The organism is Flavobacterium sp. MAHUQ-57, from assembly GCF_051908335.1.
GTDB lineage: Bacteria > Bacteroidota > Bacteroidia > Flavobacteriales > Flavobacteriaceae > Flavobacterium.
Genome location: NZ_JBPZTE010000006.1, coordinates 80,215 through 96,413, shown reverse-complemented (window position 1 = coordinate 96,413; position 16,199 = coordinate 80,215). Strand labels below are relative to the sequence as shown.

Genomic DNA, 16,199 nt, shown 5'->3' with positions numbered 1-16,199 from the left:
ATTTTTAATACTCAATTGCAAAATATGTAATTTTATTATCAATAAATTTGAAGCTTATTTTAATAAAAATATTAAATATTTCACAACATAATTAGCGTTTTATAAAATAAATGAAAGAACTTCGATATTTAAACCCCTATTTTCTAAAATACAAATATCACTTTTTTGGAGGCATCATTGCAACCATAGTTGCACAAATTTTCTCACTTGTTTCTCCGAAATTAATCAGTGATTCTATTGCTTCTCTCGAAGACTTTGTGAAAAACGATAAAAGCAACACACAAGCAGTCAAAGACTTACTGATTGAAAACATCATTTGGATGGCTTTAGCTGTAATTGCATCGGGAATTTTAACTTTTATCATGCGTCAAACCCTAATCGTAATGTCTCGACATATCGAATTTGACCTAAAAAATGTAGTTTTCAAACAGTATGAAGTTTTAACCCAGAATTTTTACAAAAAAAACCGTACTGGCGATTTAATGAATCGCATTAGTGAAGATGTAGGTAGAGTTAGAATGTATGTTGGTCCGGCAGTAATGTACACTATTAATACCATTATCCGTTTTACCGTAGTAATTCTTTATATGGTAAAAGTATCCCCAAAACTCACCCTACTAACCTTACTTCCCTTACCTATTCTAGCGTATTTCATTTTCAAACTCAGTACTGAAATCAACAAACGAAGCTTAACCTTCCAAAAAAATCTTTCCACTCTTTCCAGTTTCACACAAGAATTCTTCTCAGGAATCAGAGTGGTAAAATCATACAGTATTGAAAATTTCAAGCAATCGGAATTTGAAAAACTTTCCAACGAAAGCAATCAAAAAAGTCTAGAATTAGCCAAAGTTCAAGCCTTTTTCGGTCCATTGATGTTATTACTGATAGGAATAAGCAATTTATTAGTGATTGCAATGGGCGGTTTTATGTACAGTAACGGAAGTATTGACAAAATTGCTGTTATTGCAGAATTTATCATTTACATCAATATGCTGGTTTGGCCTGTAACATCCATAGGCTGGGTTTCTTCCCTAGTACAAGAAGCCGAAGCATCTCAAAAAAGACTGAATGAATTTTTAAGTATTCAACCCGAAATTACGAACGAAAACCAGGCACCGATGTCTATTTCCGGACACCTCACTTTTAAAAATGTTTCTCTTACTTATGAAGATACCAATATAAAAGCGTTAGACAATGTTAGTTTTGAAGTAAAAAAAGGAGAAACACTTGCGGTTATCGGAAGAACAGGCTCTGGAAAATCTACCCTACTCTCTTTAATTGGACGATTGTACGATCCTACCGAAGGACAAATTGAATTGGACGGCATAGACTTAAGAAAAGTGAACTTAAAAGCCTTACGCAATAGTACCGGAACCGTTCCTCAGGATGCATTTTTATTCTCGGAAACCATAAAAAACAACATCATGTTTGGCAAAGATGATGCCAGTGACGACGAAGTACTACAAGCTGCAAAATATGCTGCAGTTCATGAAAACATCATTGCATTTAAAGATGGATACGATACCATTTTAGGCGAAAGAGGAATCACATTATCTGGAGGTCAGAAACAACGTGTATCTATTGCACGCGCTTTGATAAAAAAACCTGAAATATTATTACTAGATGATTGTCTATCAGCTGTTGACACCGAGACAGAAGAAGAAATCTTAAACAATTTAGAAGTAGTTTGCAAAGGAAAAACCACAATTATTGTCAGTCATAGAGTTTCATCTGCAAAAAATGCTGATAAAATAATCATATTAGAAGATGGAAAAATCATCCAACAAGGCACTCATAATCAATTAGTAAACCAAGAAGGTTACTACAAAGAGTTATATTTGAAACAAATTGCTGAAAAAGAATTGCAATAAATTGTTGTTTTGTACTATTTTTTTTTTCAAATTTGGAAAAATAAACAACCCAATTATTATTGATAGAATGAATAGGAACGAAAATGACATGTTAGAAAAAGAAGAAATTTTTTCTAAAGTACTAAGAGCTGGTAGAAGAACATATTTTTTTGATGTACGTTCAACAAAAGCCGATGATTATTATATCACAATAACAGAAAGTAAAAAATTCACGGAAGAAGACGGATCTTTTCATTTCAAAAAGCACAAAATTTATTTGTACAAAGAAGATTTTGCCGCTTTTAGAGACATCTTAGATGAAATGACTGATTTTGTTTTAAGCCAAAAAGGTGAAGAAGTAATTTCAGAAAGACATCAAAAGGATTTCAAAAAAGAATACTTATCCGAAAGAGATCAAGACGAACCAAGAAATAACTTTACTGATATCGATTTCGACGATATTTAATAAATCATTACTTCTTAAAAAACAAAAAGCCCGAATTTACATTTCGGGCTTTTTGTTTAGCCAATTCTAAGGCCATTCTCTACTTTAATATCGCTTGTAAGCAACACAATATCATTTTCTGGAGCTACCGAACCCAAAACTAAACATTCGCTTCTAAAAGGCCCAATTTGCTTTATTGGAAAATTGACTACAGCTATAATCTGCTTTCCTTCTAAATCAACTTTAGCATAACGTTTGGTAATTTGTGCCGAAGATTTCAGAATACCCAATTCGGAACCAAAATCAATCGTAAGCTGATAGGCTGGTTTACGAGCTTCAGGAAAATCGTTCACTTCTATAATAGTCCCAACCCGCATTTCTACCTTTTCAAAATCATCCCAAGTAATAAAGTGTTGCTGCATAAAAAAAAATCATAAAAAAAGTCCCGATCACTCGGGACTTTAAATATATTTAAAAACTTCTGATTATTTATTCAATTCAGCGTGTCTATTTTCAATTTCTTCTTTATCTTTTTTAGATAAAGTATCCACTAATACCGGAGTAGCAATGAATAATGACGAGTATGTACCTACAACAATACCTACTAACATTGCGAAGATAAATCCTCTGATAGATTCACCACCGAAAATAAACATGATTGCCAATACTAAAATCATTGTTAATGATGTATTGATTGTTCTTGACAAAGTAGTATTAATTGAATCGTTTACGATATGATTGAAATCACCTTTTGTTTTACCAGCGATAAATTCACGAATTCTATCGAATACAATTACAGTATCGTTCATAGAGTAACCAATTACCGTCAAAATAGCAGCAATGAAATGCTGATCCATTTCCATATGGAAAGGCATGATTTTGTACAATAAAGAGTATAAACCTAATACAAAAATAACGTCGTGAGCAACAGCAGCTAAAGCTCCTAAAGAGTATCCTAACTTACGGAAAGACACCACTAAATAAAGCGCAACAACTAACATCGCACCAATAACTGCCCAGAACGAGTTTGTTTTGATATCATTAGAGATAGCAGCACCAACTTTTGATCCCGATAATAATCCTACAGTTTTACCTTCGTATAAAGTAATGAATTTCTCATAAGACATTCCTGGGAAATGCTTAGACAAACCTTTGTATAACATTTTGTTTACTTCTTCATCTACAGCAACACCTTCAGCCTCAATTTTATATTTAGTAGTAATTCTTAACTGATCTGAGTTACCAAATACTTTAGCCTCAGTTGGCACACCATAAATAGCAGATAATTCTTCTGAAACCACAGACGGTTCAACCGGTTGTTCAAATTTAACTTGGAAAGTTCTACCTCCAACAAAATCAACACCTTCATCTAATCCGTTTACGAAGAAGATCGAAATTAAACTCACAACAGTTACAGTCAATGAGAAACCATAAGAGAATTTTTTGATTTTTAAGAAATCAAAATTGTATCCTGTAAACCAGTTTTTCGACCAACTGTTCGCGAACGCTAAATTCACTCCATTAGAAACTGCTCTATCCAATAACATTCTTGTGATGAAAATTGAAGTAAATAATGAAGTAGCAATACCGATCAATAAAGTCGTAGCGAAACCTTTGATTGGTCCTGTTCCGAACATATATAAAATAGCTCCTGTCAAAACGTGAGTAACGTTTGCATCAATAATTGAACGCATAGCACCTGTCCAAGAGAACGATTTTTTCACTGCTTCAGCTAAACTTAAACCGTGACGCAATTCTTCTTTCGCTCTTTCATAGATAATAATATTCGCATCTACAGCAGTACCTAATGTTAATACGATACCTGCAATACCTGGCAACGTTAATACAGCATTCAAACTTGCTAAGATTCCGAATAAGAACAATAAGTTCACAAGAAGTGCCAAGTTAGCATACCAACCAGCTCTTCCATAATAAACAATCATCCATAATGATACCAATAACAATCCAACCAAAGCTGAAGTTGTACCATTATCAATTGCTTTTTGTCCTAATGACGGACCTACAACCTCTGATTGAACGATTTCTGCAGCAGCAGGTAATTTACCAGCACGCAATACATTCGCTAAATCCTTTGCTTCTTCCACTGTAAACGTTCCAGAAATTTCAGAACGACCACCAGCAATTGCTCCATTAGAAACACCAGGTGCAGAATACACCACATTATCTAAAACAATAGCAATATTACTTTGTTGTGTATAAGCTCTACCTGTTAATTCTTCCCAGATTCTAGCTCCAGCACCATCCATTTGCATAGAAACTGATGGTTTACCCATTTGGTCGAATGATTCTTTAGCATCCACTAAAACACTTCCACTCATCGGAGGCGTATTAGTTCTATTTCCTTTTAAAGCATACATTTCAACAGCAACTGCGTCATCATCTTTCGCTTTACCATATACGAATTTAACATCAGCTAAATTTGAAGGCAATAATGCTTTGATATCTTGTCTTTTCAAATAGGCATTAACTGCAACAGTATCTTTAATCGCAACCATACCCAAAATTGGTCCTGAGTTTGGAGAAGGGATTAATTTATTAAATAATGGATCATTTCCTTTTGCAGCACTAGCCGAATCTTTTGCCGCTTTGTTAACTAATAAAGCCTCAACATCATCTTTTGCTTTTTCAGTAGTAGCAACTGGCGCTTTTTCCGTTTTCTTCAAAGCTTCATTAACCGTCATTAAGTAGTTACCTACTTCTTCTACTTTATACGTTTCCCAGAACTCTAACTGAGCTGTAGAAGATAATAATTTTTTAGCACGATCCACATCTTTTGCTCCTGGTAATTCCACCAAGATACGACCTGTGTTTCCTAATTTTACGATATTTGGTTGTGTTACACCAAATTTATCAATACGCTTGCGTAATACACCAAAAGCACTTTCAACAGACTCATCCACTTTTTTGCTGATAACCGCTTTCACTTTGCTGTCAGACACATTGAAATTGATTTCATCTGCTAAATTTTTGTTACCAAAAACATCTGGAGAAGACAATTTTGTGTTAGTTCCCGCCGAAGCCGCGTCAAAAGCATCAAAGAAAGCATCCAAATACGATTGGTTACCTCTTTGGTTTCTCTTAGCATCCGCTAAAGCTTTATTGAAAACCGGGTTAACTGAATTATTAGCCAAACCTTTCAATACATCTTTAACAGAAATTTGAAGAGTAACATTGATCCCTCCTTCTAAGTCAAGACCTTTATTGATTTGTTTGTCGGCCACTTCATTGTAAGTGAAATCAGTAAACCCTAAGTTGAAAACTTTTTGTTTCCCGATTGAATCAAGATAGTCAATTTCTTTTTCCTGATTTCCATTTGCAAATGCTTTTGCATCACTTTTAACCTTATTGGCTACAAAAGTGAAAGTAAGCTGATAAATACTTACGATAGCAAATAAAATTGCAAAAAATTTAATAAGTCCTCTATTCTGCATTCTTTGTAAAAATTAATTAATTCTTTTATTTGGTTTTTGGTTAGTTCATCGAAATAAGGCGCAAAGACAATGCCCCATTTTCGGAAAACGTGCAAATATATAATTCTGAAAGTGATTAACCAATTTATTTATCGATTAATATCAAAAAAAAGACTGCAAAAAAGCAGTCTTTTCGCATTTATTTTCAAAAGATTATCCTAAAACTGTTGCTAAGGCATCATTCATGCTTCGAACTGCATCCGCACTCTTCGCAAATAACGCTTTTTCAGCATCATTTAATTGAATATCGATAATTTCTTCAATTCCGTTTTTACCAATAATACACGGCACACCGATACAGATATCATTTTGACCGTATTCACCTTCCACAAAAACAGAACAAGCAATCATTTTCTTTTGGTCGTTCAAAATTGAATCCACAAGATAAGCTACAGAAGCTCCAGGAGCATACCATGCCGAAGTTCCTAATAATCCTGTTAAAGTTGCTCCACCAACCATAGTATCTGCAGCCACTTTATCCAATTGCTCTTGTGATAAAAATTGAGAAACTGGAATACCATTGTACGACGCCAGACGAGTCAACGGAATCATGGTAGTATCACCGTGACCACCGATAACCATAGCAGAGATATCATTTGCTGGTTTATCCAATGCTAAAGACAGATACGTTCTGAAACGAGAACTATCTAAAGCACCACCCATTCCAATAATTCTATTTTTAGGCAATCCTAGTGATTTGTAAGCCAAATACGTCATAGTATCCATAGGATTTGATACAATTACAAAAATTGCATCTGGAGAATGCTGCAATAAATTTTCAGCAACCGATTTTACAATTCCGGCGTTAATACCGATTAATTCTTCACGTGTCATACCTGGTTTTCTAGGAATACCAGAAGTGATAACCACAACATTACTTCCTGCCGTTTTAGAATAATCATTCGTAACACCAGTCACTTTTGTATTAAAACCTGTATTCGTTGCACACTGCGTAATATCCAAAGCTTTACCTTCTGCAAAACCTTCTCTGATATCCAGCAAAACAATTTCGCTTGCAATTCCTCTATAAGCCATAACATCAGCACAAGTAGCACCAACATTTCCAGCTCCAACTATAGTAACTTTCATTTTTTGTATAATTTTTTGGTTGTTTTTATTATTGGTTTAAAATTCAATCAAAATAACTTCAACAGTGATTAATTTATTTTTTCGATAACAGCATCAGTAACAAAATCAGAAAAATTAGAGCTAAGCCTTACATGAACCATGGCATTCTCAACTTTTAAAATTTCAACCTTAACAACATCTGTTGGATTTCCTTCATATCCCAAGTCGCCTTGCAATACTCTTTTCGTTTTCAATTCATAATGACAATCATCGGTCCAAACCACATCATATTCAGCTTTAAAACCCAACTTATCATTTGTTTCAATCTGTTTATTTTTAGTTCTTTCAATTGTGGTTACCCCATATTCTCCAGAATCTATTTTAAAAGTACCGACATGCGCCAATTTACAATCATTACTCTGAGCTTTCAAACTTAATGAAAATACTAAAAGACAACATGCTACTAAAAAATTTTGTTTCATAAAACTTTACTCAATTGATCGAAGCAATTACGCGTCAATATTAGCATACACAGCATTTTTCTCGATGAATTCTCTACGAGGTGGTACTTCATCACCCATCAACATCGAGAATACTCGATCAGCTTCTGTCAAACTATCAATATTTACTTGACGTAAAGTTCTGTATTCAGGATTCAAGGTTGTTTCCCATAATTGCTCCGCATTCATCTCTCCAAGACCTTTATAACGTTGAATGTTGGCACCACCACCCATTCTTTCATTGGCCTGATCACGTTGCGTTTCATTCCAGCAGTATTCCTTTTTATTTCCTTTTTTCACTAAATACAAAGGAGGCGTTGCGATATACACGTGACCTTCTTCTATTAACTCTTTCATGAAACGGAAGAAGAAAGTTAAAATCAAAGTAGAAATATGACTACCGTCGATATCAGCATCACACATGATTACTACTTTATGATAACGTAACTTTTCAAGATTTAGAGCTTTACTATCATCTGCAGTTCCTATAGTCACACCTAAAGCCGTAAAAATATTTCGAATTTCTTCGTTTTCGAAAACTTTATGATGCATTGCTTTTTCCACATTCAAAATCTTACCACGTAATGGCAAAATAGCTTGGAATGCACGGTCACGACCTTGCTTAGCCGTTCCACCTGCCGAGTCTCCCTCGACAAGGAAAATTTCACATCTTTCCGGATCTTGTTCCGAACAATCGGATAACTTACCAGGCAATCCTCCGCCACCCATAACGGTTTTACGCTGTACCATTTCACGAGCTTTTTTCGCCGCGTGACGTGCTTGAGCCGCAAGAATTACCTTTTGAACGATAATTTTCGCATCGTTTGGATTTTCTTCCAAGTAATTTTCTAACATCTCAGCCACAGCTTGAGAAACCGGAGAAACTACCTCTCTATTACCTAATTTGGTTTTAGTTTGACCTTCGAACTGTGGCTCACCTACTTTTACCGAAATAATAGCAGTCAAACCTTCACGGAAGTCATCACCTGAAATTTCAAATTTCAATTTATCCAATAAACCCGAAGCATCAGCATACTTTTTCAACGTACGAGTTAATCCCATACGGAAACCTTGCAAATGCGTTCCTCCTTCGTGAGTATTAATATTATTTACATAAGAGAAAATGTTTTCGGAATAACTTTCATTATAGATTAAAGCTACTTCAACAGGAATTTCCCCTTTGTCATTTTCCATAGAGATTACGTGACCAATAATAGGCACACGGTTTCCATCCAAAAACTTAACAAACTCTTTCAAACCTTCTTTAGAATGAAAAGTTTCTGCTCTAACTACACCTTTATCATCCACATCACGTTTGTCTGTCAATGTAATTGTAATTCCTTTATTAAGGAAAGACAATTCACGCATACGTGCTGCTAAGGTATCGTAAGAATACTCTAAAGTTTGCTGAAAAATAGTTCCGTCCGGTTTAAAAGTAACCGTTGTTCCTCTTTTATCAGTAGTCCCGATTTGCTTAACTGGATATAACGCTTTTCCTCTTTCGTACTCTTGCTCGTATACTTTACCATCTTTGAAAACGGTTGCACGTAAATGATCCGATAACGCATTCACACATGATACACCCACTCCGTGTAGACCACCGGATACTTTATAAGAATCTTTGTCGAATTTACCTCCAGCACCAATTTTAGTCATTACAACCTCAAGTGCGGAAACGCCTTCTTTTTTATGAATATCAACAGGAATACCACGACCGTTATCTTCAACCGTGATGGAATTGTCTTCGTTTATAGCTACATAAATAGTATCACAATGTCCGGCTAAAGCCTCATCGATAGAGTTATCTACCACCTCGTACACTAAATGATGTAAACCTCTAACACCCGTATCCCCAATATACATCGAAGGACGCATACGTACGTGCTCCATTCCTTCTAGCGCCTGAATACTGTCTGCGGAATAGTTATTCTTTTTTACTTCTTCGCTCATAATATCTTTTTCGAAATTAGTCCCGATACCTCGGAATTTTGTCAAACACGCAAATATAATGAAATACTATTTTTTATTGCGATAAAAAAGCGCAAAACACATTGAAGTTATTAACATGTGTTAATAAAGAGATAATCCCTTAAATCGACTAAAAAGCATCTTAAAACAGATTTTCAATCAAATTTCAAAAATGTTAAAATTGTGATTTTACAAAAGTGCGTTAAATCCATTTTAATAGATGAAAATAAAAAAGGTATTTGCATTAATTTTAAAAAAGTACATACAAATTTCCGTTATTTGACAAAAAAAAGCCCAACCTAAAGAAATCATTTTACTAATAAACACTGTAAATCGTAAAGTATAAATTTTGAATATCTTTAAAAACATGACTATTTTTGTTTTGATTCATTCAATAAAAAATAGCACCAAAAATTATCCTAAAAATTAACTAGAATCTAGAATTTTGACTTAACGTTTTATAATCTGTAACTTTTAGACATCTTCACAGATTTAAAAGGCTATACCGAATATAGTTTATAAGCAATTGCTATAATAGATTTAAAAAAAAAATAATGCAGTAATTAAGTAAAAAATGTATTTAAAGATATTTTTTCTTATTTCAAAATAAACACTTAAGATGATTGAAAACAAAACAATTTCAGAAAAATATTCCAAAATTAACGACAGTGGCTTAATTAATCTATGGAAAGAAAACCACAAGCTAACCGATGAGGCTAGAGAAATACTTAAAAATGAATTAAAAAAAAGAAATCTGGAGTTTGAAGAAGATTTCATAAATGAATCCGAGGATAAAAAAACAGCTACTTACGAAGGTTTTGAAATTCTTCAAAATGAGTCAAATCATGACGAAAATATAAAAACCCATATCAAAGAATATGTAAAAAGTGATTATAGCAAGGAAGAAATTTATAAAAAAATTAAAGATGAGTATGATGTAGACGACGAATATATAGATAAACTTTATTCTTCATTAAAAAATAAATCCACTTTATACCTAGTATTTTCATTTTTGTTATTATTAACTTCAATATTCAGAATACATATACTATCAATTAGTGATTCTAATATTGAATGGCATCTTTTCTATCTTTTTGTCACTGGATTGAGTTCTATATTATTTTTCCTTCAAGGAATTGAAGTTAGAAAAAAATACAGATAAAACTACAATATAAAATTGCAAAAAAAACCTCAATAGTTTTTGGACTATTGAGGTTTTGATTTCCTATTCAACGTAATGTGAATTTATCTGGAAATCATTATTTACATATCAAACCATTATGCAATTGTTTCTTTTTCGTATGCTTCCTCATGAACATTAGCAACCGCTCTTCCTGAAGGATCATTTAGCTTTTTAAATGCTTCATCCCATTCCAAAGCAATCTTTGTACTACAAGCTACGCTCGCTTCTTGCGGAACGCATAATGCAGCCGTATCGCTTGGATAGTGTTCACTAAATATCGTGCGATAATAATACTCTTCTTTATTCATTGGAGTTTGAATTGGGAATCTGAATTTTGCATTCGCTAATTGTTCATCCGAAATTTCTTTGTTCACCATTTCTTTCAAAGTATCTATCCAGCTGTAACCAACACCGTCACTAAATTGTTCTTTTTGACGCCAAGCCACACTCGCCGGTAACATATCTTCAAATGCTTTACGCAAAACCCATTTTTCCATTCGTTCCCCATTGATCATTTTATCCTGAGGATTGATGCGCATGGCAACATCCATAAACTCCTTATCTAAAAACGGTACACGTCCTTCAATTCCCCAAGCGGCTAAACTTTTGTTTGCTCTTAAACAATCATACATATGAAGTTTACTCAACTTACGTACTGTTTCTTCATGAAATTCTTTTGCATTGGGCGCCTTGTGGAAGTACAAATAACCACCGAACAACTCATCGGAACCTTCACCAGAGAGTACCATTTTGATTCCCATCGATTTGATAACACGTGCCATCAAATACATTGGTGTACTAGCGCGAACCGTAGTTACATCATAGGTTTCCAAGTTATAAATCACATCACGTATCGCATCCAATCCTTCTTGAATAGTGAATTTAATTTCATGATGAATCGTACCTAAATGATCTGCCACCTTTTGAGCTGCAGCCAAATCCGGCGAACCTTCTAAACCAACGGCAAACGAATGCAATTGCGGATACCAAGCTTCGGATTTATCATCAGTTTCGATACGACGACTAGCATACTTTTTAGCAATAGCTGAAGTAATTGATGAATCCAAGCCTCCGGAAAGCAAAACGCCATACGGCACATCACTCATCAATTGACGATGAACCGCAGCTTCAAGCGCTTCACGAATTACCTGAATACTGGTTTCATTTTCTTTAACCGCTTCAAAATCGGTCCACTCCCTCTCATACCATTTTACTAATTGTCCCTCTTTACTATGTAGGTAATGTCCTGGTGGAAACAATTCAATTTTTGAACAATATCCTTCCAAAGCTTTTAATTCGGAAGCTACATAAAATGTTCCGTGTTTATCCCAACCAATATAAAGTGGAATAATTCCCATGTGATCTCGTGCAATGAAATACTCATCCTTTTCAACATCATACAAAGCAAATCCAAAAATTCCATTCATTTCATCAACAAAAGTTGGTCCTTTTTCTTTGTATAAAGCCAAAATCACTTCACAGTCACTTTGCGTTTTAAAATCATATTTCCCTTCAAACTGTTTGCGTAATTCACGGTGATTGTATATTTCACCATTAGCAGCCAAAACCAAAGTTCCATCCGGACTAAACAAAGGTTGTTTTCCTGAAGCCGGATCGACAATAGCCAAGCGTTCATGCGCTAAAATAGCCTTGTCATTAGAAAAAATTCCACTCCAATCCGGTCCACGATGACGGATAATTTTAGCCATTTCTAATACTTGAGGACGCAATGATTCAGTTTTTTGCTTTATATCGAAGGCACATACAATTCCACACATATTCTATTCTGTTTTATTATGATTATTTTATTTCTGAAACAAAATTGATGTATTAAGTTTTATTTGTAAACCATAAAACGGCTTTTAATTCTAAATTGAAATTATAAATCAAATAAACAAACCAAAGTATAACTAAAAAGGTTGGAATTTCCATTCAAAAGTTTGAGATTGTAATTTAAACAAAAAAACCGGCTAGATAACTAACCGGTTTTTCATTACTTTAACTGTATTTATTGAGAAGACAGTTTCGACAAAATATAATCAGGCATAGTTGCAACCGCCTTAGCTATTCTATCAGAATTTACTTTTTTCTCAGTATCATCTTGGAGATAACTGTTATAGTTCAGAAATAAATAGTACATCATTATTCTGTTATAACTATCCAATTCCTTGTCTTCAATATATTCCAGCATTCTTGCTTCCAAGGACTTCCTGTCTTTACTTTCACTTAACGCCCTCCCTATTCTTCCTATACTAGCGAAATAATGATTTTCAGCAGGATTATCAATTCTAAAAACGGTTCCCAATATCAAATCAGGCACATTAATGTCCAACACTTCCAATTCTTTAATGTAAGTGTTTCTAGCGCCATAGGCATAGCTTCCATCACTAACACGGTCAAATCTGTCATTCATGATATTCAAATGTGATTTTAAGAACACTTCCCACTTAGCCGTTTCTGCGGATAAAATAGCTATATTTTTTGCATGAATCCTTGGACTTTCATCCATACTGCATCCACCTATCACTCTTCTATTTCTTTTCAACTCCAAAGCCGCCTCTTTCGAGATATAAATCCCAACTATTTCTTCGAAACTATCATCTGATGAAACATTCTTAACCCCATCTTCATAGCCTTCTTTGAGCAAAATCATGAAATTTTTATCGGCATTTTTCAATGAGTCGATACGAGTAAGTCGTTTCGATTCCCAATCAATTATTTTTTTTCGAATTACTTCAAATTCTGCTTTAATTTGTTTTTTTAACTTATCTCTTTCAGCCTGTTCTTTCTTATTTCGTTTCTCACCCTTATTTTCATCATAACCATATAAAATCTCCATTTTTTTAACATCAAAGAAAGGTATCTTAAGTTGGTTACTTAAATAGTCATTGAACTTAGTTATTTTATTGGGAATTGTATCTCTATAACGAATACCCGAGTTTTTAGAATTTTCATAGAAAACACCAGAAGTGGTATCAATAAGACATTCCGAATATTGAATTAATTTAGCGTATTTATCTGCAATTTTATTGGAACTAAAATTTTCGATAAAGAAAAAGGCTCTGATAGATTCTTCAGAATAACTCGTTTTTTTACTGTACTCATAAATCCATTTTCCCTTCAACTCTTTATTAAATGTTTCCAATTCCATATCAATAGAGTAGTTATCAAATTTCCCCATTTCAAGGCTAACCACATTGATATATTTTCTTTTTGGATTGTTATAATCTTCATCAAGAAATGCGCAAACCGGAAGTTCATTGACCGTTTCTGCTTTTGGGTATTTTTTAATAAAATCAGCATATGAAATGCCCGAATCTAAATCTTTTTTAGCCTCATTAACGTTTACCTTTTCTAGTATAACATAGTTTACCACCGATTGTTTTACACTATAAAACGATTGCGGTTGGCAACTTTTGTATTTGAGTTCCAATGAATCGACACACTTTTTTAGTTTTTTGATAGTGAAATCGGAATAAATCAATCCGTTGTCATACATCATAAATTCAGAATCCTGTGAAAATGATGTAAAACTCATCAAAAAAAGGCACCCTAATTTTAGCGTTTTAAACATAATAAAAACCGTTTAGTTAATTATTTAACGCGAATTCCTTTGATAAAAGTATTCACCGGTTTCACAAAAGGGATAGCATCGATGTCTTCGGTAATTAAATCATTATCAAAAATGATAAAATCGGCCCATTTACCAACTTCAATACTTCCTTTTTCATTCTCTTCAAAATTAGAATAAGCTGCCCAAATCGTCATTCCTTTCAAGGCTTCTTCACGTGTTAATGCGTTTTCAGGCTGAAAACCTCCTTCTGGAAAATTCTTAAGATCTTTTCTCGCTACGGCTGCATAAAAAGTATACATTGGATTCACTTCTTCAATTGGAAAATCGGTTCCCAAGGCAATAATACCAGCTTTACTTAACATTTTTTTATAGGCATAGGAATTTTTAATACGTGCTGCACCTACCCTTTGTTCAGCCCAATACATATCTGAAGTGGCATGGGTTGGTTGTACTGATGGAATAATATTCAGGCTGAAAGCATCAAAATCCTTTTCCTGCATGATTTGTGCATGTTCTATTTTCCATCGACGATTGGGTTTGTCTTTTAAAACCTCTTTGTAAATAGACAATAAAACTGTATTGGTAGAATCACCAATGGCGTGCGAATTCATCTGATAATCAGAATCTGCAATTTGTTTTGCCATTTTTTTGATATCTTCAACCGAAGACAATAAAGCACCAAAATGATGTGGCTTATCTGAGTATTCCTTATGCAAGCAAGCTCCGCGTGAACCCAGCGCACCGTCACCCATAAATTTAAATGAACGTACATTTAATTTATCGGTTTGGTACACTCCCAATTGCGTATAAAAATCCACATTATCCGGTGTCGCTTTCACCATCGCATAGATATTTATATCCAATTCTTTATTTTGTTGTAAGGTATCGATCAAATCGATGATTTCTTTTTCCAATCCAGCTTCATTAATAGTGGTCAATCCGTAATCGAACATTATTTTTTGTGCCTCTTTCAATGCTTGAACCTGTGTTTCTCTTTTAGGTTTTGGAATCACAGCATTAATCATTTCCATTGGATTATCTACCAAAATTCCGGTTAATTCACCATTCTTTATTTCGATTTGCCCACCTTCAATTTTAGTATCTTTCGTAATTCCTGCCAGTTGTAAAGCTTTGCTATTAACCAACATCGCATGACCATCAATTCGAGTTAATGCCACCGGTGTGTCAGGAAATAATTGGTCCAATTCTTTTTTGGTTGGAAATTCTTTTACTTTCCAATCATTCTGATCCCATCCCCGACCTTGAATAAAATTGACATTCTTTTCTTTTTGGAAAGCCGTTACTTTATCCAAAACTTCCTGAAAACTTTGAGTTCCTTTAAGATTTACAGTTTGAAGGTTCATTCCAAAACTGTAAAAATGTGCGTGAGCATCATAAAAACCTGGATAAATGAATTGCCTCTCTGCATTGATTGTTTTGGCCGCTTTGTACTTTTTTATCAACTCATCGCTTTTACCTACAGCAATGATTTTTCCTGACTTGACAGCCATGGCTTCAGCAATTTCAAATTTTGAATTTACGGTATAAATCGTAGCATTCGTAATTAATAAGTCGGCGTTCGCTTTTTGTGCAAAAATGACTTGTGATAACAAAAACAAGCCTATTGAAAGTGTTTTTTTCATATTATTCTATAGAAAGTATTTGGTATTCGACGTTATTCAATTGGAAGGAATGATTCATTTCATTACCCAATAATAGAGTTCCTAAAGGAGATTGTGGAGATACACCAAAAATAGTTTGGTTTTCGATGATTAGCTTAGGCAATGCAGTTGCAATAAAAACCGTCAATTTATTGGTTTTAACCAAACTCCCTACCGTCACTTTAGTATGAATCAAAGTAGGGTTAATTTTATCTAAAATTGCTTTTTGATCGATTGCTTCCCTAAGTTTTGCGGTAAGTTTTTCTTGTTCCAAATGCATCATTGACAATGCCGTTTCGTGCTTATCGCCAGCAGAACCTTTGGCGTCATTTTGTGCATCTTCTGCCAAACCAGAAATCATGTCTTGAAAGACATCGATTTTATCTTGAATGATTTGATTGTACTTGAAGTGAATTTCTTGTTTTAAAGACATCGTGGATTTTTAGAATTCAGAGAACT

12 protein-coding genes are annotated in these 16,199 nt (G+C 34.1%); 3 read left to right on the top strand and 9 right to left on the bottom strand.

The features are described 5' to 3' along the window. Positions 1–110: 110 nt before the first annotated feature. A complete protein-coding gene (locus ACS8MM_RS00495; RefSeq protein WP_379711923.1) occupies positions 111–1,871 on the top strand; it encodes an ABC transporter ATP-binding protein in 1,761 nt (586 codons plus the stop codon). A 67-nt stretch (positions 1,872–1,938) separates the two neighbouring features. Further along, positions 1,939–2,316 carry a PUR family DNA/RNA-binding protein gene (locus ACS8MM_RS00490; protein ID WP_379711921.1) on the top strand — a complete coding sequence of 126 codons (378 nt, stop codon included), beginning with the start codon at positions 1,939–1,941 and terminating at the stop codon, positions 2,314–2,316. A 56-nt stretch (positions 2,317–2,372) separates the two neighbouring features. Here the strand turns inward: ACS8MM_RS00490 and ACS8MM_RS00485 are convergent, their stop codons facing one another. The 5 genes from ACS8MM_RS00485 to gyrB form a co-directional block, all read right to left on the bottom strand. Further along, the gene (locus ACS8MM_RS00485; RefSeq protein ID WP_379711919.1) at positions 2,373–2,717 is read right to left on the bottom strand and encodes a tRNA-binding protein; all 345 of its coding nucleotides are present in this window, start codon (positions 2,715–2,717) and stop codon (positions 2,373–2,375) included. A gap of 63 nt (positions 2,718–2,780) precedes the next feature. Further along, on the bottom strand, positions 2,781–5,747 hold the full coding sequence (gene secDF, locus ACS8MM_RS00480; RefSeq protein ID WP_379711917.1) for a protein translocase subunit SecDF: 2,967 nt from the start codon (positions 5,745–5,747) through the stop codon (positions 2,781–2,783). Positions 5,748–5,939: 192 nt separating this feature from the next. Continuing rightward, complete coding sequence (mdh, locus tag ACS8MM_RS00475) at positions 5,940–6,875, bottom strand: malate dehydrogenase (protein ID WP_379711915.1); 936 nt, start codon at positions 6,873–6,875, stop codon at positions 5,940–5,942. A gap of 68 nt (positions 6,876–6,943) precedes the next feature. Then, positions 6,944–7,336 (bottom strand): hypothetical protein, encoded by a 393-nt coding sequence (locus ACS8MM_RS00470; RefSeq protein ID WP_379711913.1) that lies wholly within the window; start codon positions 7,334–7,336, stop codon positions 6,944–6,946. 27 nt (positions 7,337–7,363) lie between these two features. After that, entirely contained in the window at positions 7,364–9,304 is a 1,941-nt protein-coding gene (gene gyrB, locus ACS8MM_RS00465) for a DNA topoisomerase (ATP-hydrolyzing) subunit B (RefSeq protein ID WP_379711911.1), read from the bottom strand. Positions 9,305–9,941: 637 nt separating this feature from the next. Here gyrB and ACS8MM_RS00460 point away from each other — a divergent pair. After that, positions 9,942–10,484 carry a hypothetical protein gene (locus ACS8MM_RS00460; RefSeq protein WP_379711909.1) on the top strand — a complete coding sequence of 181 codons (543 nt, stop codon included), beginning with the start codon at positions 9,942–9,944 and terminating at the stop codon, positions 10,482–10,484. A 116-nt stretch (positions 10,485–10,600) separates the two neighbouring features. Here ACS8MM_RS00460 and asnB read toward each other — a convergent pair whose 3' ends face one another. From asnB to ACS8MM_RS00440, 4 genes are all read right to left on the bottom strand, one after another. Further along, positions 10,601–12,283, bottom strand: coding sequence for an asparagine synthase B (gene asnB / locus ACS8MM_RS00455; protein ID WP_379711907.1), 1,683 nt, complete (start codon positions 12,281–12,283; stop codon positions 10,601–10,603). Positions 12,284–12,513: 230 nt separating this feature from the next. Then, positions 12,514–14,079 carry a hypothetical protein gene (locus ACS8MM_RS00450; RefSeq protein WP_379711905.1) on the bottom strand — a complete coding sequence of 522 codons (1,566 nt, stop codon included), beginning with the start codon at positions 14,077–14,079 and terminating at the stop codon, positions 12,514–12,516. Between the two features lie 20 nt (positions 14,080–14,099). Beyond that, entirely contained in the window at positions 14,100–15,722 is a 1,623-nt protein-coding gene (locus tag ACS8MM_RS00445) for an amidohydrolase (protein WP_379711903.1), read from the bottom strand. Position 15,723: 1 nt separating this feature from the next. Then, entirely contained in the window at positions 15,724–16,173 is a 450-nt protein-coding gene (locus ACS8MM_RS00440) for a hypothetical protein (RefSeq protein ID WP_379711901.1), read from the bottom strand. Positions 16,174–16,199 lie beyond the last annotated feature (26 nt).

Excerpts from the sequence above, each read along its gene's own strand:
- ACS8MM_RS00495 (WP_379711923.1), top strand. The coding sequence starts at position 111 with ATGAAAGAACTTCGATATTTAAACCCCTATTTTCTAAAATACAAATAT.
- ACS8MM_RS00490 (WP_379711921.1), top strand. The coding sequence starts at position 1,939 with ATGAATAGGAACGAAAATGACATGTTAGAAAAAGAAGAAATTTTTTCT.
- ACS8MM_RS00485 (WP_379711919.1), bottom strand. The coding sequence starts at position 2,717 with ATGCAGCAACACTTTATTACTTGGGATGATTTTGAAAAGGTAGAAATG.
- secDF (WP_379711917.1), bottom strand. The coding sequence starts at position 5,747 with ATGCAGAATAGAGGACTTATTAAATTTTTTGCAATTTTATTTGCTATC.
- mdh (WP_379711915.1), bottom strand. The coding sequence starts at position 6,875 with ATGAAAGTTACTATAGTTGGAGCTGGAAATGTTGGTGCTACTTGTGCT.
- ACS8MM_RS00470 (WP_379711913.1), bottom strand. The coding sequence starts at position 7,336 with ATGAAACAAAATTTTTTAGTAGCATGTTGTCTTTTAGTATTTTCATTA.
- gyrB (WP_379711911.1), bottom strand. The coding sequence starts at position 9,304 with ATGAGCGAAGAAGTAAAAAAGAATAACTATTCCGCAGACAGTATTCAG.
- ACS8MM_RS00460 (WP_379711909.1), top strand. The coding sequence starts at position 9,942 with ATGATTGAAAACAAAACAATTTCAGAAAAATATTCCAAAATTAACGAC.
- asnB (WP_379711907.1), bottom strand. The coding sequence starts at position 12,283 with ATGTGTGGAATTGTATGTGCCTTCGATATAAAGCAAAAAACTGAATCA.
- ACS8MM_RS00450 (WP_379711905.1), bottom strand. The coding sequence starts at position 14,079 with ATGTTTAAAACGCTAAAATTAGGGTGCCTTTTTTTGATGAGTTTTACA.
- ACS8MM_RS00445 (WP_379711903.1), bottom strand. The coding sequence starts at position 15,722 with ATGAAAAAAACACTTTCAATAGGCTTGTTTTTGTTATCACAAGTCATT.
- ACS8MM_RS00440 (WP_379711901.1), bottom strand. The coding sequence starts at position 16,173 with ATGTCTTTAAAACAAGAAATTCACTTCAAGTACAATCAAATCATTCAA.